This is a genomic window from Streptomyces plumbidurans (genome assembly GCF_019857225.1).
Lineage (GTDB): Bacteria > Actinomycetota > Actinomycetes > Streptomycetales > Streptomycetaceae > Streptomyces > Streptomyces plumbidurans.
Genome location: NZ_JAFJSY010000005.1, coordinates 17,028 through 36,203, shown reverse-complemented (window position 1 = coordinate 36,203; position 19,176 = coordinate 17,028). Strand labels below are relative to the sequence as shown.

Sequence of the window (19,176 nt, the reverse complement as noted above, 5' to 3'; positions counted from 1 at the left end):
GGAATGGAATCACGGGCCGAGCGCCCGTGACCAGCCGCTTTCGCCGTACGCCCGGGAAGGGGTGTGCCCTAGAAGGGGTGTGCCCTAGTAGGGGTACGGCGCGACGTCGCCGCGCACCGTCGTCCAGCGCACGTCGGTGAAGGCGTCCAGGTTGGCCTCGCCGCCGAAGCGGGCGCCGGTGCCGGACGCGGCGACGCCGCCGAAGGGGGCCACGGCCTCGTCGTTGACCGTCTGGTCGTTGATGTGCACGATCCCGGTCGGGATCCGCTCGGCCAGATCCAGACCGCGTGCCGCGTCCCGGGTGACGATGCCGAGCGAGAGCCCGTACTCCCCGCTCGCCGCCAGGGCCGCCGCCTCGTCGGCGGTGCCGAAGGGGCGTACGGGTGCGACGGGCCCGAAGACCTCCTCGGCGTAGGCGGGGCTGTGGTCGTCGACGCCGGCGATGACCGTGGGCCGGTAGAAGAGCCTGTCGTGGGTGCCGCCCGCGGCCAGCCTGGCGCCGCCCGAGGTGCTGTCCTGCACGAGCCGGTGCACCTTGGTGAGCTGGGCGTCGTCGATGATGGGGCCGAGGTGGACCTGTGCGCGGTGCGGGTCGCCGACCGCGAGCGAGTCGGCCTTGGCCGCCAGACGCTCGACGTACTCCTCGTAGATCGACCGGTGGACGAGGTGCCGTCCGGTCGTCATGCAGATCTGGCCCTGGTGGAAGAAGGACCCCCAGGCGGCCGTGGAGATCACGGCGTCGAGGTCGGCGTCCTCCAGTACGACCATGGCGGAGTTGCCGCCGAGTTCCAGGTGGACGCGCTTGAGGTGGCGGCCGCCCGCCTCGCCGACCGCGCGGCCTGCCGCGGTGGATCCGGTGAAGGAGATGACGGGTACGCGCGGGTCGGCGACCAGCGCCTGTCCGACGTCCGGGCCGCCCGGCAGCACGTGCAGCAGATCGTCCGGCAGGCCGGCCTCGGCGAAGACCGCGGCGAGGGAGAGGCCGCCGCAGACCGCCGTGCGCGGATCCGGCTTCAGGACGACCGCGTTGCCGAGCGCGAGGGCCGGGGCGACGGAGCGGATCGAGAGGATCAGCGGGGCGTTGAACGGCGCGATCACGCCCACCGCGCCGACCGGGACGCGTCGCGTGTACGACAGCCGCGGTGCCTCCGTGGGCAGGACCTGACCCGCCGGGCGGGACGCCAGGGCGGCGGCCTCGTAGCACTCCTGGGCGGCGACGTGCAGTTCGAAGTCGGCCTTGCCGGGGATGGAGCCGGACTCGCGCACGATCCACTCGCGCAGTTCGTCGGCGTGTGCCGCGAACAGGTCGCCGGCCTTGCGCAGGACGCCCGCGCGGACGAAGTGCGGCTGGTGCGCCCATGCGGTCTGGGCGGCGCGGGCGGCCTCGGCGGCCGTGCCGACGTCCTCGGCCGAGGCGAGGGCGACGGTGGCGAGCGTGTCCCCGGTGGCGGGCTCCGTGACGGCGTACTCGGGCCCCGACAGGGGGCGGGACTGCCAGGTCTTCGGGTCGAGCAGCGGCATGACGGCTCTCCGTTTCGTCGCCGGCGGGACTCACGGCATCAGCGGAAGTCCCGTGTAGTTCGCGGCCAGTTCGGCGGCCGCATGGCGGGATGCGGCGATCCGGCGCAGACGTGCCAACTGCAGACGGCTCTCGAACGCATCCCCGTCTGGTTGAGCATGCAACATCTTAGTCATGTCGTACGAGAACCGCGTGGCCTGCCACACGCGGGCGAGGCAGATCCGCGAGTAGGCGTCGAGGAGTTCCTCCGAGCCCGTGCGGTGCAGTTCGGCGAAGGCGCGGCCGAGGACGCGGACGTCGGAGACCGCGAGGTTGAGCCCCTTGGCGCCGGTCGGCGGCACGATGTGGGCGGCGTCGCCGGCCAGCAGCAGCCGTCCGTGGCGCATCGGTTCGTGGACGTAACTGCGCATCGGCGTCACGGACTTGGCGGTGATCGGGCCGCGGCGCAGGGTCCAGTCGGCGTCGATGGCGAAGCGGGCGGAGAGCTCGTCCCAGATGCGGTCGTCGGGCCAGTCGTCCGCTTCGGTGCCGTTGGGGACCTGCAGATACAGCCGTGAGACATGCGGGGAGCGCATGCTGTGCAGGGCGAAACCGCCCTGACCGCGCGCGTAGATCAGCTCCTCGCAGGAGGGCGCCACGTCGGCGAGGATCCCCAGCCAGGAGTACGGGTAGTCGCGTTCGTACGAGTGACTGACGGCGTCCGGGAAGGTGTCGCGGGAGATGCCGTGGAAGCCGTCGCAGCCGACCACCCAGTCGCAGGTCAGGGTCTGCTCGCGGCCCTCGTGCACGAAGCGCACGACGGGCGAGGTGCTCTCCGGCTTCTCGATCGCGAGCGCCTCCGCCTCGAACAACAGCGGTGGCCCCTCGGCCAGTTGGAGGGCGACGAGGTCCTTCACGATCTCGGTCTGGGCGTAGATGGTGACGGTGCGGCCGCCGGTGAGGGTGGGGAAGTCGATGTGGTGGCGCTCGCCGTCGAAGCGCAGCTCGATGCCCTGGTGCACCAGCCCCTCGGCGTGCAGCCGCTCGGCGGCGCCGGCTTCGTCAAGGGCGTCGACCGTGCCCTGTTCCAGCATGCCGGCGCGCTGACGGTGCTCGACGTACGCCCGGTCGCGGGCCTCCAGGAGGACACAGTCGATGCCCGTGCGGTGCAGCAGCCGGGCCAGGAGCAGCCCGGCGGGACCGCCGCCGATGATGCCGACTGTCGTACGCATGGGCCCTCCTCGGTTCAGCTGGAGTCGCGGTGGATCACCGTGGCGCCCAGTACCTTGTGCGTCTCGGGCGCGGCGCCGGGGTTGCGGACCGCGCGGTCGACCAGTTCGGCCAGATCACGGCCGGACGGCAGCTCTATGTGGACCGTGCTCAGCCGGGGCCGCAGCAGCCGGCCGAGCATCAGGTCGTCGGCGCCGATGACGGCCACGTCCTCGGGGATGGTCAGGCCCGCGTCCTGCAGGGCCCGCATCAGCAGCATCGCGTACTCGTCGTTGTAGGCGAACACGGCGTCGAGGTCGAGGTCGCGCCAGCGGGCCGCGAGGCGGGTGGCGCACTCCTCCTCGTAGGCGAGGGGCAGTTCGGTGACGGTGGCGTCAGTGCCCTGCAGGGCCTGGCGCACCCCTTCGAGCCGGGCCAGGGAGAAGGACTCCAGGCCGTCCTCCTCGGGGACGACGACGCCGATGCGGCGCCGGCCGCGGTCGAAGAGATGGCTGCCGGCGCAGTGGCCGACGGTCTCGTGGTCCATGAGCAGGGCGTGGGCGCCGTCGACGGACTCGGCGCCGAGGGTGACGACGGCGCGTGCGCCGGAGCGCTTGAGCACGGTCACGCCCTGCGGGCCGAGGTGCCCGGCGCCGGGCACCAGGACCGCGACGGGGCGCAGTTCGGCCCAGGCACGGGCGGCCTCGTCGCCGTACTCGCCGACGGAGCCGTACTGCACGACGGTGTAGTCGAGGCGGCCGAGCGCCCACTGGAGTTCGCCGATGAACCGGCTGTAGAGGGGGCCGACCGGGAAGCTGGGGGCGGGCATCAGGACCATACGGCTGTGTCCGGCGCGCAGGCTGCGCGCGGCGGCGTGCGGCACGTACCCGAGTTCCTTGGCGGCCTCGTGGACCCGGCGGCGCGTGGGCTCGCTGATCCGCACGGCGCTGGTGTTGTTGAGGACGTAGGAGACGGTGGCGCGCGAGACGCCGGCCAGGCGGGCCACATCGGCGCTCGTGGGCACGGAGCGCGATGCGGGCGAGGAGTGCGCGGGCGTTTTCGGTATCTGCACCATGACGTACGGCATCTTTGCAGAACCTGTGGCGCGGGCCACAGGCGGGCCACGGTCGGAGCACGGTGGGACGCGACGAACATGTTCGTCCCGAACTTGTTCGCAACGAACATGTTCGTTATGGTGAAGGCGTGACAGACCGACCCGACTCCCCGCGCAGCCGTCGTGAGCGCCCCGCCAAGCCCGCCCTGACCAGGGAGGGCATTGTCGCCACCGCCGCCGCGGTGCTGCGCGCCGAGGGACTGCGGAAGGTGACCATGCGGCGCCTGGCGCAGGAGCTCGACACCGGCCCGGCCTCGCTGTACGTGTACGTCCGCAACACCGCGGAGCTGCACGCGGCGGTCCTGGACGAGCTGCTGGGGACGGTCGGGCCCGCCCCGACGGAGGGACCGTGGCGGGAGCGTCTGGAGCAGGTGCTCACCGCGTACACCGCGATGCTCTTCGAGCACCCGAGCCTGGCCCGCTCCGCGCTGACGGCGCGGCCGAGCGGCCCCAACTACCTCGCTCTCATCGAGACGTTGCTGGGTCTGCTCGACGAGGGTGGTGTCCCGCCCGCGCAGGCCGCGTGGGGCGTGGACCTGCTGCTGCAGCACGCGACCGCGACCGCCGCCGAGCACAGCGCGGACGAGGCGTCCGAGGAGGACTGGGACGCGCTGCGGCGCGTGGTGCACGACGCGTCCGCACGCACCCATCCGCACATCGCGGCGCTCGGCGGCGCGCTGCTGTCGGGAGCGCCGCACGAGCGCCTGTCCTGGGCGCTGCGGACGCTGATCGCCGGCATCGAGCACGCGCCCGCACCCAACTGACCTCAAGGAGACACGACATGACGACGCATCACCCCATTACGATCGTCGGCGCCGGTCTCGGCGGCCTTGCTCTCGCCCGTGTACTGCATGTGCACGGCGTCGAGGCCGCCCTCTACGACCTGGACGCCTCCCCCGCCGCCCGCACCCAGGGCGGCATGCTCGACATCCATCACGACTCCGGCCAGGTGGCGTTGCGCGCCGCGGGCCTGTTCGAGGAGTTCCGCGCCCTCGTCCATCCCGGCGGCGAGGCGACCCGGGTGCTGGACAAGGACGCCGTGGTCCGCATGGAGCAGACCGACGGGGACCGGGGCAGGCGGCCCGAGATCGACCGCGGCGACCTGCGCGATCTGCTGCTGAACTCCCTGCCCGAGGGCGCCGTGCGCTGGGGCGCCAAGGTCACCGGCGCGCGCCCCCTCGGCGACGGCCGGCACGAGGTGACGCTCGCCGACGGCACGGTCTTCACCACCGGCCTGCTGGTGGGCGCCGACGGCGCCTGGTCGCGGGTCCGCCCGCTGGTCTCGGACGCCCGGCCCGCCTACACCGGCGTCTCGTTCGTCGAGGCGGACCTCAGGGACGCGGACCTGCGCCACCCCGTGAGCGCCGAGGTGGTCGGCGGCGGCATGCTGTTCGCCCTCGGCGCGGGACGGGGTCTCCTCGCACACCGCGCGACCGACGGGAACCTGCATGTCTACGCCGCTGTGGAGGCCGCCGAGGAGTGGCTCGACGGCATCGACTTCACCGACGGCGAGGCGGCCCGTGCGCAGGTGCTGGAACACTTCGCCGACTGGGACAAGAGCCTGCGGGCCTTGATCGCGGACGCCGACGGGCCCCTGGTGCCGCGGCACATCCACGCCCTGCCGGTGGGGCACCGCTGGCCGCGGGTGCCCGGTGTGACGCTGCTCGGTGACGCGGCGCACCTGATGTCGCCCTTCGCGGGCGAGGGCGCCAACCTCGCCCTGCTCGACGGAGCCGAACTGGGCCTCGCCCTGGCCGCCCACCCGGACGACACCGAGAAGGCCCTGGCCACCTACGAGCAGAAGATGTTCCAGCGCAGCGAACTCTCGGCACGCGATTCGGCAGAAAGCGGAGCCATGCTGTTCCGCGCGGACGCACCACAGGGGTTGCTGGACATGTTCGCCAGTCACGCGTGAACCGGCCGCGCCTGAACCGGCCGGCGTCCGAGCCGACCGCGCCCGAGTCAGTCGAGCGGGAGCCGACCATGCTTGAGTCGGCCGCGCGGGAGCGGTTCCGCCTGAGCCGACCCGCCGAAACCAGCCCTGCGGGAGGGGGTCGAGCCCGAACCGACCCCGGCGGTGCTGGTCACCCCGGTGTCGGCCACGCGAGAGCGGGCCACACCTGAGCCGACGGCTGGAGCCGGTCTCGCCCGAACCGACCCTGCCGGGGCCGGTCAAGCCCGAACCTGCCATGCCGGAGCTGGTCACGCTTGAGCCGACCGCGCACAAGCCGGCCACGCCGACCGACCCACCGGAGTCGCCATGCCCGGAGCCCGGCTTGCCCGAGCCGACCACGCCCAAGCCGACCCGCCGGAGCCGGTCTCGCCCGAACCGGCCCTGCCGGAACCAGCGACGTCAGCGTCGACCGCGACCGAGTGGGTCGCGCCGGAACCGGCCGTGTGTCTCAGCCCGGTGGCTCGGTGCCCGTCACCCTGGCGACCAGTTCGATCCAGCCCGTCTCCAGTCGTTCCATGGGCATCTCGCGCTGTCTGGTGAGGTGGTGGATCAGGGCGGGGTCGAGGTACCCCATGAGGGACTGCGCCAGGAGCTCGCAGTCGGCGTTCGGTGTGAGCTGTCGTAGCAGCATCAGGACGTGCATGGTGAGGGCCTCGGCCGAGGGGTGGACGAAGCGGCGTGAGGGCTCGGGCTGGGCGGCCAGTTGCAGATCCAGTTGTTCGGCCGTGCGGTAGAGCATGGCCACGCCGAACGCCCGCAGCCGCTCCAGCGGCGGCGCGCCGGGGCCCAGCGGCGGCGGCCCGCCCATGAAGTCCGCCTGCAGTGTGCGCGCCGAGTGGTCGAGCAGCGCCATCAGCAGCCCGGTGCGGTCGCCGAACCGGCGAAAGACCGTACCCTTGCCCACCTGCGCGGCAGCGGCCACCCCTTCCATGGTGACGGCAGCCACACCGTGCTCGGCGATCAGCCGGGTGGCGGCCTCCAGCAGCCTGGCCCGGTTGCGCGCGGCGTCCGCACGCAGGCAGGGCTCGTCGTCGGCAGCGCTCAGCTGCAGCAACCCGGGCTCGCCGACGGGCTCCTGAGGCGCCGGAAAGGGCGGAAGGGCGGCGGACATGAAGCCAGCGTAAAGCATCGGGAACAAAACTGGACCGCGGTCCGCTTAAGGTGCTACAACAATTAAACGGACCTCGGTCCGGATCGTAACGGCAATGTTTCAGCCCCCCATTGGAGTCGTCATGTCTGTCCGCATCCTCGCGCTCGTCGGCAGTCTTCGCGCCGGTTCGCACAACCGCCAGCTCGCCGAGGCGGCCGCCAGGTTCGCGCCCGAGGGCGCGGACGTCGAGATCTTCGAGGGTCTGGCCGAGATCCCGTTCTACAACGAGGACATCGACGTCGAGGGCGACGTACCGGCCCCCGCCGCCAAGCTGCGCGAGGCCGCGCAGTCCGCCGACGCCTTCCTGTTCTTCTCCCCCGAGTACAACGGCACGATCCCGGCCGTCCTGAAGAACGCCATCGACTGGCTGTCCCGCCCGTACGGCTCCGGCGCCTTCGGCGGCAAGCCGGTCGCCGTGGTCGGCACCGCGTTCGGCCAGTACGGCGGCGTGTGGGCGCAGGACGAGACCCGCAAGGCGATCGGCATCGCCGGCGGCAAGGTGCTCGAGGACGTCAAGCTCTCCATCCCCGGCTCGGTGACCCGTTTCGCCGAGACCCACCCGGCCGACGACGCCGAGGTCGCCGCGCAGCTGACCGAGGTGGTCGCCCGTCTGCACGGCCACGCGGACGAGACCGTCGCCGCCTGATCCACGACCGCACAGTTCCGAAAGGGGCCGGGGCCGACGAGCCCCGGCCCCTTTCGCGCCGTCAAGAACCCCGGCCCGCAGGCCACCGCTCACGCCACCGCCGTAACCGCCAGCTCCCGCAGCTCCTCCAGCGCTGCGGCGACCGCGGGCCGCTCGCGGCCGCCGCGGCGGGTGCAGGTGAGCAGCTTGCGATGCGGGTTTCCGGTGCAGCGGACCCGGGTGATCGGCAGGTGCGGGGTCAGCTGGGCCAGCCGGGGGATGAGCGCTATGCCGAGCCGGTTGGCCACCAGGTGGGCGATGACGTTCCAGTCCAGGGCGTGATGGACGATGCCGGGGCTGAAGCCGGCCTCGCCGCACGCCGACATCACATGCGTACGGCAGGGGTCCGCGAGCGGCGCGATCCAGTCCTCGTGCGCCGCGTCGGACAGGCCGATCAGCTCGCGTCCGGCCAGCGCGTGGTCCTCGTGGACGACGAGGTCGAACGGGTCGTCCAGGAGCGGCTGCTGGTCGAAGCGGGCGTCGTTGAGCGGCGGGTTGTGCGGGCTGGCCTCGACGACGGCCAGGTCGGCGTCCCCCTCGAAGAGCAGGTCGAAGCTCTCGGTCCCGCTGACCTCCTGGATACGCACGGACAGCCGGGCGTACCGCTTCTGCAGGCGCGCCGCCACCGGGGCCAGCAGCACCGACACGGCTGTGGAGGGCCCGCTCACCCGGAGCGGTCCGGCGGGCGCGTGTTCGGCGCGCAGGTCCAACTCCGCCTGCTCCCAGCGGGCTTGGATGGCGTCCGCGTGCGCGAGCAGGCTCTCGGCGGCCGGGGTGAGCCGTACCCCTCGGCCCTGCGGTTCGAGGAGATCGACGTCGAGGTCGCGGGCGAGCTGGCGGATCTGCTGGGATGCCGCCGACGTGGTGAAGTGCAGCGCGTTGGCGGCCGCGGTGACCGTGCCGTAGTGGGCCACCGCCCTGAGGACATGCAGTCGGCGCAGGTCAATCATGAAGTCCAGGCTTCAAGGTGGAGTCCATAAAGTCAACCTGGACGTGAACGGACGTAGGGCCGCACTCTGGATGTGTCGCGACGGCCAACCAGTCAGCACGTACGAGGAGTTGCCATGATCAGCTCGACCGGCGCTCGCTGCCCGCACTGCGGCTGGCCCGACGGTGCCGAGCCGTTCCGGGTCGTGTCGCGGCACGGCACCGCTTCCGGCAGCACGGTGTGGACCCGGTGCGGCTGCGGCTCGCTGCAGGTCCGGGTGGTGGACGGCTGCGGCACGCGCATCATCTCCCGCAGCCGCCCCGCGGAGCCTCAGTCCAGCTGGGCCAGTCGCTGAACGACCTCGGCCGCGAAGCCCTCGATCCACGCCGCGGGCTCACCCAGCCGCGGCGTGAGGATCACCGTGTCGATGCCCAGCCCGGTGTAACCGGCGATGTCCCGCATGAAGGCGTCCAGGTCTCCTTCGGTGGCCGCCTGGCCCGTGTAGGCGATCGTCTTGCGGATACGGCCGTAGTCGCGCCCCAGATCGTCGCAGTGCCGGCGCAGCACATCGAGTTTGTGCCCGGCCTCGTCGGCGGAGGAGGGGATCAGATTGCAGGCGTCCGCGTACTGGGCGACCAGGCGGAGCGTCTTCTTCTCCCCTCCCCCGCCGATCATGATCTCGGGGCGGGGGTCGCTGACCGGCGCCGGGACACACAGGGTCTCGGCCAGCCGGTAGTGCTTGCCCTCGAACGGGCCGTTCGCCTGCGGGTCCCACATCTGCAGACAGATCCGCAGCGTCTCCTCCAGTCGCTCGAAGCGCTCGGCCGGCGGCGGGTACGGCACGCCGAGCCCCTGGTGCTCACGGTCGTACCAGGCGGCACCGATGCCGAGGGTGGCGCGGCCGCCGGACAGGACGTCGAGCGAGGTGGCGATCTTGACGAGGAGGCCCGGGTGCCGGTAGGTCACGCCCGTGACGAGGGCGCCCAGCCGGACGGTGGAGGTGTGGCCCGCGAGATAGCCGAGGGTCGTGTAGGCCTCCAGCATCGGGGCCTCGGCGCCGCCGTTGGACTCCATCTGGAAGTAGTGGTCCATGACCGACATCCAGCTGATCCCCGCCGCATCGGCCGCCGCGCCCGCCGCGGCGAGTTCGGCGCCGAGCGCGGGCCCGCCACCGCTGTGGTCGAACCGGTTGATGTGTACGCCCACCCGCATACCGTTCTCCGTTCGCACGGACCCTGGTTGTCGCCGCCGACGCTAGGTCTTCGAGCACTCTCGAAGTCAAGCGCCGCAAGCCGCACCGCTGGGGAACCGGCTACCGGAGCGCGAAAGACGCCCGGTGCTTCCAGTGCGTGCCGTCGTGCACCACGAGGTCGACCGTGGGCACGCGGGCCGTGAACGGGAGTCCGGGCTGCAACTCGGACTCGATCTCGTCGAGGACCGCGTCCTCCTGTCCCTGGGCGACCGTCAGATGCGGATGGGGCTCGTACTTGCCGCCGTAGGGCAACGCCTCCGGCCACCGCTCCACGACCGCGTCGGTGAGCCGGCGGAAGGGCGCGTCCGGCACGGGTGCGAGATAGAGCACCCCGGGAAAGCGTCCGCACTTGTCGAACTGCACGTCGAAGGACTCGTACCGTCCGAAGATCTGGTCCAGGGCGGCACAGGTCGCGGCGTCGACGAGGGAGGCGTGCAGAAAGGGGAAGAGCACGGTGATGTGCGCCGGTACGCCGGCGCGGGCCGCGGGGTCGAAGCGGTTGCGCAGGCCCCGCACCCGGGGTTCCGCCTCCGGCACGGGCACCACCAGCGCCGATTGTCCCGCCACGAAGCGCTCGGATTCGTCGTCTGCCATCCCATGGGTGTACCAGGCGGACCCCGGTCGTCGCGACCGGACATCACATACGCGCGCGCACCTCGTGTGCATGCGCACGCGCACTACATGCCAACGCCGACAATTTCACTGTTGGCCTATCCTGGAAGGCACCCACCCGGGACGGAGGACCCAGGCCCATGACCGCGACCGATCCGGCGCTCACCGCCCTCGCCCAGGGCTGGTGCGCCCTCTCGCTTCTGCACGGCAGGATCGAGGCCCACATCGAGCGCGCCCTGCAGTCGGGGCACGGCCTCAGCGTGCGCGAGTACTCCCTGCTCGACGTCCTGAGCCGGCAGCACGACGGGGAGGGCGGGCATCTGCAGATGAAGCAGGTCGCCGACGCCGTCGTACTGAGCCAGAGCGCCACGACACGCCTGGTCACACGCCTGGAGGACCGCGGGCTGCTGAGCCGGTACCTGTGCCCCACCGACCGGCGCGGCATCTACACCAACGTCTCCGAGGCCGGCCTGAAGCTCCTGGAGGAGGCCCGCCCGACTAACGAGGCCGCCCTGCGCGAGGCCCTGGACGCGGCCGCGCAGAATCCGGAACTCGCCCCGCTGGTCAAGGCCGTCGAAACGCTCCGCGTGCCCGCCTGACGACGACGCCCCCGCCCGCACCACAGGGCGGGGGCTTCCCTCTGGGCAAATACTTGCAGACACGTGATACCCGCCTCAGACGTTCACCGCGCTTGCATTTATCCCGCGTCTGCAATTATTGTCAACGCTCGTAAGCGTTACACGCAATCGCCTGGAAGGTACTCCCCATGCCTCTCGCCCTCCTGGCCCTGGCCATCGGGGCCTTCGGGATCGGCACCACGGAATTCGTGATCATGGGCGTGCTGCCCGAGGTCGCGGGCGACTTCGGCGTCTCCATCCCCACCGCGGGCTGGCTCGTCTCCGGCTACGCCCTGGGCGTGGTCTTCGGCGCTCCCCTGCTGACGGTCCTGGGCACCAAGGTCTCCCGCAAGAAGATGCTCATGTTCCTGATGGGCCTGTTCGTGGTCGGCAACACCCTGTCCGCGCTCGCCCCCACCTTCGGCCTGATGCTCATCGGCCGGATCGTCGCCTCGCTCGCGCACGGCGCGTTCTTCGGCATCGGCTCCGTCGTCGCGGCCGATCTGGTCGCGCCCGAGAAGAAGGCCTCCGCGATCTCCCTGATGTTCACGGGCCTGACCGTCGCCAACATCGTGGGCGTCCCGTTGGGCACCTACATCGGACAGGCCGCCGGCTGGCGCGTCACCTTCGCCGGTGTCGCCTCGCTCGGCATCGTCGGCCTGCTCGGCGTGGCGCGGCTCGTGCCCGAGACGGGCAGGCCCGAGTCCGCCGACATACGGGTCGAGTTCGCCGCCTTCCGCAACGTCCAGGTCTGGCTCGCGATGGCGATGACCGTCCTCGGCTACGGCGGTGTCTTCGCGGCGATCACCTACATCACGCCGATGATGACCGAGATCGCCGGCTACTCCTCCGGCGCGGTCACCTGGCTGCTGGTGCTGTTCGGGACCGGCATGTTCCTGGGCAACCTGATCGGCGGCCGGTTCGCCGACCGCGCGCTGATGCCCATGCTGTTCACCGCGCTCGGCGCCCTGTCCCTGGCACTGCTGCTGTTCACGGCGACCGCCCACAACAAGGTCCTCGCCGCGATCACGCTGACGCTGATCGGGGCGCTGGGCTTCGCCACGGTGCCGCCGCTGCAGAAGTGGGTACTCGACCAGGCCTCGGCCGCGCCGACCCTGGCGTCCGCCGCCAACATCGGGGCCTTCAACCTCGGCAACGCGCTGGCCGCCTGGCTGGGCGGCGTCGTCATCGCGGCCGGGCTCGGCTACACGTCACCGAACTGGGTCGGCGCTCTGCTGTCCGGTACGGCGCTGCTGCTCTCCTTCCTGGCAGCCGCGCTCGACCGCCGCGCCCGGCCGACCGGACGGGGCGTGGCGGAGTCCACCCCGGCCGAGCAGGTCCCGGCGACCGCCCGGCACTGATCCACCCGGCCATCACCCCATTCTTTTCCTGATCCACGTGAGGAAGCACCACCCATGACCCCCACCGTCCCCACCGTGACCCTCAACAACGGCGTCGAGATCCCCCAGCTCGGCTTCGGTGTCTTCCAGGTTCCCGACGCCGAGACCACCGACGCGGTGAGCGCGGCCCTGGAGGCCGGATACCGCAGCATCGACACCGCCGCGATCTACGGCAACGAGTCCGGCGTCGGCGCCGCCCTCGCCTCCTCCGGCATCGCACGGGAGGAGCTGTTCGTCACCACCAAGCTGTGGAACGCGGACCAGGGGCACGACGCCACGCTCCGCGCCTTCGACGCGAGCCTGGCCAAGCTCGGCCTGGACCACGTCGACCTGTACCTCATCCACTGGCCCACTCCGGCCCGCGACCTGTACCGGGAGACCTGGCAGGCCATCGAGAAGCTGGCCGCCGACGGGCGGATCCGGGCCGCCGGTGTCTCCAACTTCCAGCCCGCCCATCTGCGCCGGCTGCTGGAGGGCTCGGCCCTGGTGCCGGCCGTCAACCAGATCGAACTGCACCCCGGTCTGCAGCAGCGTGAACTGCGTTCCCTGCATGCCGAGTTGGGCATCGCCACCGAGGCATGGAGCCCGCTCGCGCAGGGCGCGGTGCTGGGCGAGCCGGCGCTCACGAGGATCGCAGAGCGGCACGGCAAGTCGCCCGCCCAGGTGGTGCTGCGCTGGCACCTTCAGCTCGGCAACGTCGTGATCCCGAAGTCCGTGACCCCCGCCCGGATCCGCGAGAACCTCGACGTCTTCGACTTCGTACTCGACGACGAGGAGATGTCCGCGATCGCCACCCTCGACCGCGGTCTGCGCACCGGCCCGGACCCCGACATCCTCAACTGACCACAGTCAGCTGCCCGTTCGGTCCTCACTGCGCCCACTTCGGTGTCCATGTGTCCCGGTCCCCGTCCGGGGAGCCGAGGTGGGCGCGCAGGGCGCTCAGCGCCGGGTGGGGGTTGTCGCCCCGCCAGATCAGCGAGTGCGGATAGACCGGCGTCGGACCGTGCACGGGGATGCGGCGCAGGTCGTGGTCGGCGGGCCAGAGCACCCGGGTCTGCTCGCCGACGAAGGTCGCGAGCTGCGGGGAGTCCGCGATCGTGTCGAGGAGCGGCTCGGTGCCGAAGTCGGGCCCGGTCACCTCGATGACGATCCCGAACTCTGCCGCGAGGTCGTCGTAGAACGCGGACCATTCGGTGCCCGCGACATTGCCGGGCATCCAGATCCGGTGGCCCGCCAGCTGCGCCGGGGTGACGGTGCGTGCCGACGCCAGCGCATGGCCCGGTCCGGTGAGCAGTTGTACGGGTTCGTCGTGGACGCGGGCGGCCTCGATCCCGTCGGGCAGTTGCCGGGCAGGCCTGGTCAGGGCGCGGAAGGACGCGTCGATCGTGCCGGCGCGCACGGCGGCGACGGCCGCCTCGGCGTCGAAGAGGGTCACCACGTCGAGGACGGCCTCGGGGTGTGCGTGGTGGAAGCCCCGTACCAGATCCGCCGGTGCGAGCCGTCGGCCGATCACGTCGACACGCAGCGCACGACGGCCGGGCTGCACCGAGGCGGCGGCCCGCTCCTCGGCCCGCAGCAGCTCGCGGGCGTGCGGCAGGAAGACCTGCCCGTCGACGGTGAGGAGGGCGCCGCGCGCCGTGCGCGTGAACAGGCGCACCCCGAGATGCTTCTCCAGCGCGGCGACCCGCTTGGAGACGGCCTGCTGGGTGACCGACAGGGCGAGGGCGGCCTCCCGGAACTGTCCGGCGTCGGCGACGGTGACGAAGGTGCGTACGGCGTCGAGATCCACGGACACATTCTTACGTCGACACCCTCTCCGCTGTTCCCGCTCCCCGAGCGAGCCCTACAACCTGTGGTTGTCGACCGTCGGGCGAGTCGGTTGTTTGCTCCTGCGCCTCGGGACCCGCTTTGATGTCGCGGTCGGGGTCGCGGGGCGGTGGAGAGGTGGGCATGCGGGGCACACGGTCGCTCGGGCGGCAGTTCGGATGGCTGTGGGCGGCGTTCGCCGTCAGCATGGCCGGTACCTGGCTCGCCTTCGACGCGTTTCCCTTGATCGCAGTGCTCGTTCTGCACGCCGGGACGACCGAGGTGTCGGCGCTGGCGGCCGCGGGGCTCGCGGTGGGAGCGGTCGTGGCGATGCCGCTCGGGCCGTGGGTGGAGTTCCGCAGCAAGCGTCCGGTGATGGTCGCGGCGGACCTCGTGCGGTTCGCGGCCCTGATGACCGTCCCGGCGGCGTACGCCCTGGGCGCGCTCACCTTCGTACAACTTCTGGTTGTGTCGATCGTGGTCGCGGCGGCCGACATCAGCTTCACCGCGGCCAGCGGCGCCTTCCTCAAGTCGCTGCTGCCCGCACAGGACCTGCTCGTCGCCAACGCCCGCTTCGAGAGCACGAGCTGGACCGCCACCGTGCTCGGGCCGCCGCTCGGCGGGGCCGCCATCGGCCTGTTCGGGCCGGTGATGACCGTGGTGGCCAACGCGGTGAGCTTTCTGCTGTCGGCGCTGGGGCTGCGCGCGATCGGCGGCAAGGAGACGCCTCCCGTACGGAATGAGGCGGCCCGCAGCGGCAGCCTCCTCGACGGCTGGCGGTTCATCCTGGCGCATCCGGGACTGCGTCCGCTGTTCTTCAACACGGTGCTGTTCAACGCCCTGATCATGGCGATCGCGCCGCTGCTCGCCGTGCTGATGCTCGGCGACCTCGGGTTCGCGCCCTGGCAGTACGGCCTCGCCTTCGCCCTGCCCGCTCTCGGCGGCCTGGTCGGCTCACGGCTGGCGCGCCGGCTCGTCGCGCGGTTCGGGGAGCACCGGATCCTGGCCACCAGCGGGACACTGCGCGCGTTCTGGCCGTTGGGGCTCGCTTTCGTGCAGTCCGGTACGGCCGGGCTGACGCTCGTCATGATCCTCGAGTTCGGGCTGATCACCTGCTGCGGCGTGTTCACCCCGGTGTACGCGACCTACCGGCTGGAGCGCACGCGGTCGGACCGGGTCGCCCGTACCCTCTCGTCGTGGACGGTCGCCACCCGGTGGACGACCGCGGCGCTCACCGCGCTGTGGGGCGTGCTCGCCGGGGTCACCGGCACGCGCACGGCGATCGCACTCGCCGGTCTGGTCGTCCTGCTCACCCCGCTCTTCCTGCCCCGCCGGGACCGCGCGGCGCAACCCGCCGTGGAGCCCGCCCCCACCTCGGCGGGCTGACGGCAGCCGCGGTGCTGCCACCACCAGTATCACCGGGCTCACGTGAAGCCCACGTCCGCCCTGGCGTGGGCCTCCTCGCGATGGCTCGCGATCCGCAGGCGGGCGGTGCCGTCGGGCTCAGGTCCGCCGCAGGCGAGGAGTCGCTCCCCGCAGAAGGCCGGTGTGTTCAGGCGGTACGAGAGGGTGTGCACCGGCCGACCCGGCCGCTCACGGCGCACCAGCTCCAGCATCGCGAGCACCAGCAGCGGGCCGTGCACCACCAGTCCCGGGTAGCCCTCGACGCCGGTCGCGTACGGGGCGTCGTAGTGGATGCGGTGCGCGTTCGCGGTCAGGGCGCTGAATCGGAACAGCAGGGCGGGGTCCGTGCGCCATTCCTGCCGCCAGGGGGAGGCGTCGGCGGACGGACGGCTCTCGGTGTCCAGGGTCTCGGCGGCCGGTACGGGTGGCGCACCGCCGCTGCGGTACACCAGGTCCTGCTCCTCCGCCAGGCACAACCGGCCGTCCTGGCGGTACTCGCTGCGCACGGTGACGAACAACAGGCTGCCGCTGCGCCCGCGCTTCGGCACCACCCGGCTCACCCGGCTGTGCTGCTGCGCCGGCCGTCCCGCCGTCAGGGGCACGGCCACCTCCAGCCGCCCGCCCGCGAACATCCTCCGCCGCTGCGGCAGCGGAGGCAGGAAGCCGCTGTACCGAGGATGTCCGTCGACTCCGAGCGCACTGCGCCGGGGCCACGACAGGAAGTACAGCCAGTGCCACAGCGGCGGGAGCGACTCGCCGTCGACCGCGGCAGGGGCGGGCAGGTCCAGTACGGCGGAGAGGGCCGCTGCCGGGGCGGGGTCCAGGGTGTCGGTCGTATGCACGTCGTCCGGGCGCCAGGTGCGCGCGATCTCTTCGAGCACCCCGAAGCTGTCAGGTGCGGGATCGGACCCGGATGGGGATGCAGGATCGGATGCGGATGGGGATGGGGAGGAGGAAGGGGGATGGGGCAACCGAACTCCCGGAGGCGTGATCATTGACATGGCTTGCGATCGGGCCGTACAAGTCTCCGCACCGAACGGGGGCCTCGCATGCCAGAACCAGGAGGCATGACCGTGCACGAGCTTCCCCTGTCCGGCATCACGGTGGTCAGTCTGGAGCAGGCCGTGGCCGCTCCGTACGCCACCCGGCAGCTCGCCGACCTCGGCGCCCGTGTCATCAAGCTGGAGCGGCCGGGCGAGGGCGATTTCGCGCGCCGCTACGACACGACGGTGCACGGCCACTCCAGCTATTTCGTCTGGCTCAACCGCTCCAAGGAGTCGCTCACCCTGGACGTCAAGGACCCGCGCGGCAAGGAGATTCTGCACCAACTCCTCGACGGCGCCGACGTGTTCGTACAAAACCTCGCACCTGGAGCCGCCGGCCGGCTGGGCCTCGGCGTCGACGCGCTCGCCGAGCGGTACCCGCGGCTGATCCCCTGCACCATCTCCGGCTACGGCACGACGGGCCCATGGGCCGACCGCAAGTCCTACGACCTGCTGGTGCAGTGCCAGACCGGTTTGGTCTCGCTCACCGGCACCGCCGAGGAGACAGCGCGCGTCGGGATCTCGGTCGCCGACATCGCGGCCGGGATGTACGCCTACACGGGCGTCCTGACCGCGCTGTACACACGGGCCACCACCGGCCGGATCCATCCCGTCGAGGTGTCGCTGTTCGAGGCGCTGGCGGAGTGGATGGGCCAACCCGCCAACTACACGCGCTACGGCGGCAGTCAGCCCGCCCGGATCGGCACCCAGCACGCGACCATCGCGCCCTACGGTGCCTTCACCGCGGCCGACGGGAGGCAGGTGCTGTTCTCCATCCAGAACGAGCGCGAGTGGGCCGCCCTGTGCGCGGACTTCCTGCTGCGACCTGCTCTGACGGACGATCCACGCTTCGCCACGGGCTCCGACCGCGTCGCACACCGCGCCGAACTCAACGAGATCATCACCGAACGCTTCGCCCGCTCCGACGCCGAGGAGATTCTGAAGGACCTGGAGGACATCGGCATCGCCTGCGCCGGGGTCAACGACGTCACCGATTTCCTGGACCACCCGGTACTCGCCGCCCGCGACCGCTGGCGCGAAGTGGCCGTACCCGGCGCGAGGGTCCAGGCACTGCTCCCCCCGGCCGACCTCGCGGGACTGCCCGCCCGCATGGACCCCGTACCGGCCGTGGGCGAGCACACGACCACCATCCTCACCGCCCTCGGCCTGTCCGCCGCCGAGATCGATGCGCTGCGCGCTGACGGTGTTGTCTGAACCCGCCGGGCAGCCGGCTCCGGTCGCCGTCCGACCCCACCGATCACCAGCCCCGACGGCTGTCCGACTCGCGGATATGGAGCCCCACCCGATGAGCACCCTGGACATCCTCCCCGACCACGAACGCCTCGTCGTGCGCACCGTGCGGGAGTTCGTCGACAAGGACGTCAAGCCTGTTGTGCGGGAGCTGGAGCACACCGACACCTATCCGGAGCGGCTCATCGAGCGGATGAAAAAGCTCGGGGTGTACGGCCTGGTCGTTCCGGAGGAGTACGGGGGCAACCCAGTCTCCATGCCGTGCTTCGTGCTGGTGACCGAGGAGCTCGCGCGGGGCTGGATGAGTCTGGCCGGGGCGATGGGGGGCCACACCGTCGTGTGCAAACTGCTGTTGTTGTACGGCACCGAGGAGCAGAAGCGGCGGTATCTGCCGAGGCTGGCGAGCGGGGCGGTGCGCGCGACGATGGCGCTCACCGAGCCGGGCGGTGGCTCCGATCTGCAGGCGATGACGACCGTCGCGCGCCGCGAGGGCGGGGAGTACGTGGTCAACGGGGCGAAGACCTGGATCACCAACTCCCGCCGCGCGGGCCTGATCGCGCTGCTGTGCAAGACCGACCCGGCGGCGAGCCCGGCCCACCGGGGCATCTCCGTCCTGCTGGCCGAGCACGGCCCCGGCCTGGTCGTCTCGCGCGATCTGCCCAAGCTCGGCTACAAGGGCGTCGAGAGCTGCGAGTTGTCGTTCGAGGACTACCGCGCGCCGGCCGACGCACTGCTCGGCGGCGAGGAGGGCCACGGCTTCGCCCAGATGATGAAGGGACTGGAGACCGGACGGCTCCAGGTCGCCGCCCGGGCGCTCGGTGTGGGGCGGGCGGCGCTGGAGGACTCGCTGCGGTACGCGCAGCAACGTGAGTCCTTCGGCAAGCCCATCTGGCGCCACCAGTCCGTCGGCAACCACCTCGCCGACATGGCCACCAAGCTCACCGCCGCCCGCCAGCTGACGCTGTACGCCGCCCGCGAGGCCGACGCCGGACGCCGTGTCGACATGGAGGCGGGCATGGCGAAGCTGTTCGCGTCCGAGACGGCGATGGAGATCGCCCTCAACGCCGTGCGGATCCACGGCGGTTACGGCTACTCGACGGAGTTCGACGTCGAGCGCTACTTCCGTGACGCTCCGCTGATGATCGTCGGCGAGGGCACGAACGAGATCCAGCGGAACGTGATCGCGGCCCAGCTGGTGGCCAGGGGCGGGCTCGACGACTGAGTCCTGGGTCCTGCGGTCGAATACGGAGGCA

The 19,176-nt window shown here is 71.6% G+C and carries 19 protein-coding genes; 10 read left to right on the top strand and 9 right to left on the bottom strand.

Annotation, left to right across the window (positions count from 1 at the left end):
* Nucleotides 1–84: 84 nt before the first annotated feature.
* From JYK17_RS04190 to JYK17_RS04180, 3 genes are read right to left on the bottom strand one after another with little or no spacing between them, the layout of a single operon-like run.
* Nucleotides 85–1,521: a benzaldehyde dehydrogenase gene (locus tag JYK17_RS04190; protein WP_108012437.1), complete on the bottom strand. Its 1,437-nt coding sequence runs from the start codon at nt 1,519–1,521 to the stop codon at nt 85–87.
* Between the two features lie 30 nt (nt 1,522–1,551).
* Nucleotides 1,552–2,730: a 4-hydroxybenzoate 3-monooxygenase gene (locus JYK17_RS04185; RefSeq protein ID WP_108012436.1), complete on the bottom strand. Its 1,179-nt coding sequence runs from the start codon at nt 2,728–2,730 to the stop codon at nt 1,552–1,554.
* A gap of 14 nt (nt 2,731–2,744) precedes the next feature.
* The gene (locus tag JYK17_RS04180; protein ID WP_181362466.1) at nt 2,745–3,794 is read right to left on the bottom strand and encodes a LacI family DNA-binding transcriptional regulator; all 1,050 of its coding nucleotides are present in this window, start codon (nt 3,792–3,794) and stop codon (nt 2,745–2,747) included.
* 116 nt (nt 3,795–3,910) lie between these two features.
* Here JYK17_RS04180 and JYK17_RS04175 point away from each other — a divergent pair, with 116 nt between their 5' ends.
* Both JYK17_RS04175 and JYK17_RS04170 read left to right on the top strand, forming a co-directional pair.
* On the top strand, nt 3,911–4,585 hold the full coding sequence (locus JYK17_RS04175; RefSeq protein ID WP_108012435.1) for a TetR/AcrR family transcriptional regulator: 675 nt from the start codon (nt 3,911–3,913) through the stop codon (nt 4,583–4,585).
* Between the two features lie 17 nt (nt 4,586–4,602).
* Complete coding sequence (locus tag JYK17_RS04170) at nt 4,603–5,736, top strand: FAD-dependent oxidoreductase (RefSeq protein ID WP_222809784.1); 1,134 nt, start codon at nt 4,603–4,605, stop codon at nt 5,734–5,736.
* 487 nt (nt 5,737–6,223) lie between these two features.
* Here JYK17_RS04170 and JYK17_RS04165 read toward each other — a convergent pair whose 3' ends face one another.
* Nucleotides 6,224–6,904: a TetR/AcrR family transcriptional regulator gene (locus JYK17_RS04165; protein ID WP_181362465.1), complete on the bottom strand. Its 681-nt coding sequence runs from the start codon at nt 6,902–6,904 to the stop codon at nt 6,224–6,226.
* Between the two features lie 103 nt (nt 6,905–7,007).
* On the opposite strand from JYK17_RS04165, the gene JYK17_RS04160 reads away from it, so the two are divergent.
* Nucleotides 7,008–7,571 carry an NAD(P)H-dependent oxidoreductase gene (locus tag JYK17_RS04160; protein WP_108012432.1) on the top strand — a complete coding sequence of 188 codons (564 nt, stop codon included), beginning with the start codon at nt 7,008–7,010 and terminating at the stop codon, nt 7,569–7,571.
* Nucleotides 7,572–7,660: 89 nt separating this feature from the next.
* Here the strand turns inward: JYK17_RS04160 and JYK17_RS04155 are convergent, their stop codons facing one another.
* The gene (locus JYK17_RS04155) at nt 7,661–8,560 is read right to left on the bottom strand and encodes a LysR family transcriptional regulator (RefSeq protein ID WP_108012431.1); all 900 of its coding nucleotides are present in this window, start codon (nt 8,558–8,560) and stop codon (nt 7,661–7,663) included.
* 114 nt (nt 8,561–8,674) lie between these two features.
* On the opposite strand from JYK17_RS04155, the gene JYK17_RS04150 reads away from it, so the two are divergent.
* Nucleotides 8,675–8,893, top strand: a complete 219-nt coding sequence (locus tag JYK17_RS04150) for a hypothetical protein (protein ID WP_108012430.1) — start codon at nt 8,675–8,677, stop codon at nt 8,891–8,893.
* On the opposite strand, the gene JYK17_RS04145 is transcribed toward JYK17_RS04150, so the two are convergent.
* Nucleotides 8,869–9,750, bottom strand: a complete 882-nt coding sequence (locus JYK17_RS04145) for an LLM class F420-dependent oxidoreductase (RefSeq protein WP_222809783.1) — start codon at nt 9,748–9,750, stop codon at nt 8,869–8,871. The genes JYK17_RS04150 and JYK17_RS04145 overlap by 25 nt on opposite strands.
* Nucleotides 9,751–9,850: 100 nt before the next feature.
* A complete protein-coding gene (locus JYK17_RS04140; protein ID WP_222809782.1) occupies nt 9,851–10,384 on the bottom strand; it encodes a 2'-5' RNA ligase family protein in 534 nt (177 codons plus the stop codon).
* A 158-nt stretch (nt 10,385–10,542) separates the two neighbouring features.
* Between JYK17_RS04140 and JYK17_RS04135 the strand changes: the two genes are divergently transcribed.
* From JYK17_RS04135 to JYK17_RS04125, 3 genes are all read left to right on the top strand, one after another.
* The gene (locus JYK17_RS04135) at nt 10,543–11,001 is read left to right on the top strand and encodes a MarR family winged helix-turn-helix transcriptional regulator (RefSeq protein ID WP_222809781.1); all 459 of its coding nucleotides are present in this window, start codon (nt 10,543–10,545) and stop codon (nt 10,999–11,001) included.
* A gap of 167 nt (nt 11,002–11,168) precedes the next feature.
* Nucleotides 11,169–12,380 (top strand): MFS transporter, encoded by a 1,212-nt coding sequence (locus JYK17_RS04130; RefSeq protein WP_108012426.1) that lies wholly within the window; start codon nt 11,169–11,171, stop codon nt 12,378–12,380.
* Nucleotides 12,381–12,434: 54 nt separating this feature from the next.
* Nucleotides 12,435–13,262, top strand: a complete 828-nt coding sequence (locus JYK17_RS04125; protein WP_222809780.1) for an aldo/keto reductase — start codon at nt 12,435–12,437, stop codon at nt 13,260–13,262.
* Between the two features lie 25 nt (nt 13,263–13,287).
* On the opposite strand, the gene JYK17_RS04120 is transcribed toward JYK17_RS04125, so the two are convergent.
* On the bottom strand, nt 13,288–14,208 hold the full coding sequence (locus tag JYK17_RS04120; protein WP_222809779.1) for a LysR family transcriptional regulator: 921 nt from the start codon (nt 14,206–14,208) through the stop codon (nt 13,288–13,290).
* Between the two features lie 161 nt (nt 14,209–14,369).
* On the opposite strand from JYK17_RS04120, the gene JYK17_RS04115 reads away from it, so the two are divergent.
* The gene (locus JYK17_RS04115; protein WP_222809778.1) at nt 14,370–15,611 is read left to right on the top strand and encodes an MFS transporter; all 1,242 of its coding nucleotides are present in this window, start codon (nt 14,370–14,372) and stop codon (nt 15,609–15,611) included.
* Nucleotides 15,612–15,649: 38 nt separating this feature from the next.
* Here JYK17_RS04115 and JYK17_RS04110 read toward each other — a convergent pair whose 3' ends face one another.
* Entirely contained in the window at nt 15,650–16,510 is an 861-nt protein-coding gene (locus JYK17_RS04110; protein WP_222809777.1) for an HTD2 family dehydratase, read from the bottom strand.
* 186 nt (nt 16,511–16,696) lie between these two features.
* Here JYK17_RS04110 and JYK17_RS04105 point away from each other — a divergent pair, with 186 nt between their 5' ends.
* Both JYK17_RS04105 and JYK17_RS04100 read left to right on the top strand, forming a co-directional pair.
* Complete coding sequence (locus JYK17_RS04105; RefSeq protein ID WP_222809776.1) at nt 16,697–17,887, top strand: CaiB/BaiF CoA transferase family protein; 1,191 nt, start codon at nt 16,697–16,699, stop codon at nt 17,885–17,887.
* A 91-nt stretch (nt 17,888–17,978) separates the two neighbouring features.
* On the top strand, nt 17,979–19,145 hold the full coding sequence (locus JYK17_RS04100; protein ID WP_128801137.1) for an acyl-CoA dehydrogenase family protein: 1,167 nt from the start codon (nt 17,979–17,981) through the stop codon (nt 19,143–19,145).
* The last annotated feature ends 31 nt before the right edge of the window (nt 19,146–19,176 follow it).

What these genes read in the sequence shown, in the direction of transcription:
- JYK17_RS04160 (WP_108012432.1), top strand. Translation starts at nt 7,008, where the DNA reads ATGTCTGTCCGCATCCTCGCGCTCGTCGGCAGTCTTCGCGCCGGTTCG.
- JYK17_RS04150 (WP_108012430.1), top strand. Translation starts at nt 8,675, where the DNA reads ATGATCAGCTCGACCGGCGCTCGCTGCCCGCACTGCGGCTGGCCCGAC.
- JYK17_RS04130 (WP_108012426.1), top strand. Translation starts at nt 11,169, where the DNA reads ATGCCTCTCGCCCTCCTGGCCCTGGCCATCGGGGCCTTCGGGATCGGC.
- JYK17_RS04190 (WP_108012437.1), bottom strand. Translation starts at nt 1,521, where the DNA reads ATGCCGCTGCTCGACCCGAAGACCTGGCAGTCCCGCCCCCTGTCGGGG.
- JYK17_RS04100 (WP_128801137.1), top strand. Translation starts at nt 17,979, where the DNA reads ATGAGCACCCTGGACATCCTCCCCGACCACGAACGCCTCGTCGTGCGC.
- JYK17_RS04125 (WP_222809780.1), top strand. Translation starts at nt 12,435, where the DNA reads ATGACCCCCACCGTCCCCACCGTGACCCTCAACAACGGCGTCGAGATC.
- JYK17_RS04180 (WP_181362466.1), bottom strand. Translation starts at nt 3,794, where the DNA reads ATGCCGTACGTCATGGTGCAGATACCGAAAACGCCCGCGCACTCCTCG.
- JYK17_RS04165 (WP_181362465.1), bottom strand. Translation starts at nt 6,904, where the DNA reads ATGCTTTACGCTGGCTTCATGTCCGCCGCCCTTCCGCCCTTTCCGGCG.
- JYK17_RS04145 (WP_222809783.1), bottom strand. Translation starts at nt 9,750, where the DNA reads ATGCGGGTGGGCGTACACATCAACCGGTTCGACCACAGCGGTGGCGGG.
- JYK17_RS04185 (WP_108012436.1), bottom strand. Translation starts at nt 2,730, where the DNA reads ATGCGTACGACAGTCGGCATCATCGGCGGCGGTCCCGCCGGGCTGCTC.
- JYK17_RS04135 (WP_222809781.1), top strand. Translation starts at nt 10,543, where the DNA reads ATGACCGCGACCGATCCGGCGCTCACCGCCCTCGCCCAGGGCTGGTGC.
- JYK17_RS04155 (WP_108012431.1), bottom strand. Translation starts at nt 8,560, where the DNA reads ATGATTGACCTGCGCCGACTGCATGTCCTCAGGGCGGTGGCCCACTAC.
- JYK17_RS04115 (WP_222809778.1), top strand. Translation starts at nt 14,370, where the DNA reads ATGCGGGGCACACGGTCGCTCGGGCGGCAGTTCGGATGGCTGTGGGCG.
- JYK17_RS04105 (WP_222809776.1), top strand. Translation starts at nt 16,697, where the DNA reads ATGACCGTGCACGAGCTTCCCCTGTCCGGCATCACGGTGGTCAGTCTG.
- JYK17_RS04140 (WP_222809782.1), bottom strand. Translation starts at nt 10,384, where the DNA reads ATGGCAGACGACGAATCCGAGCGCTTCGTGGCGGGACAATCGGCGCTG.
- JYK17_RS04170 (WP_222809784.1), top strand. Translation starts at nt 4,603, where the DNA reads ATGACGACGCATCACCCCATTACGATCGTCGGCGCCGGTCTCGGCGGC.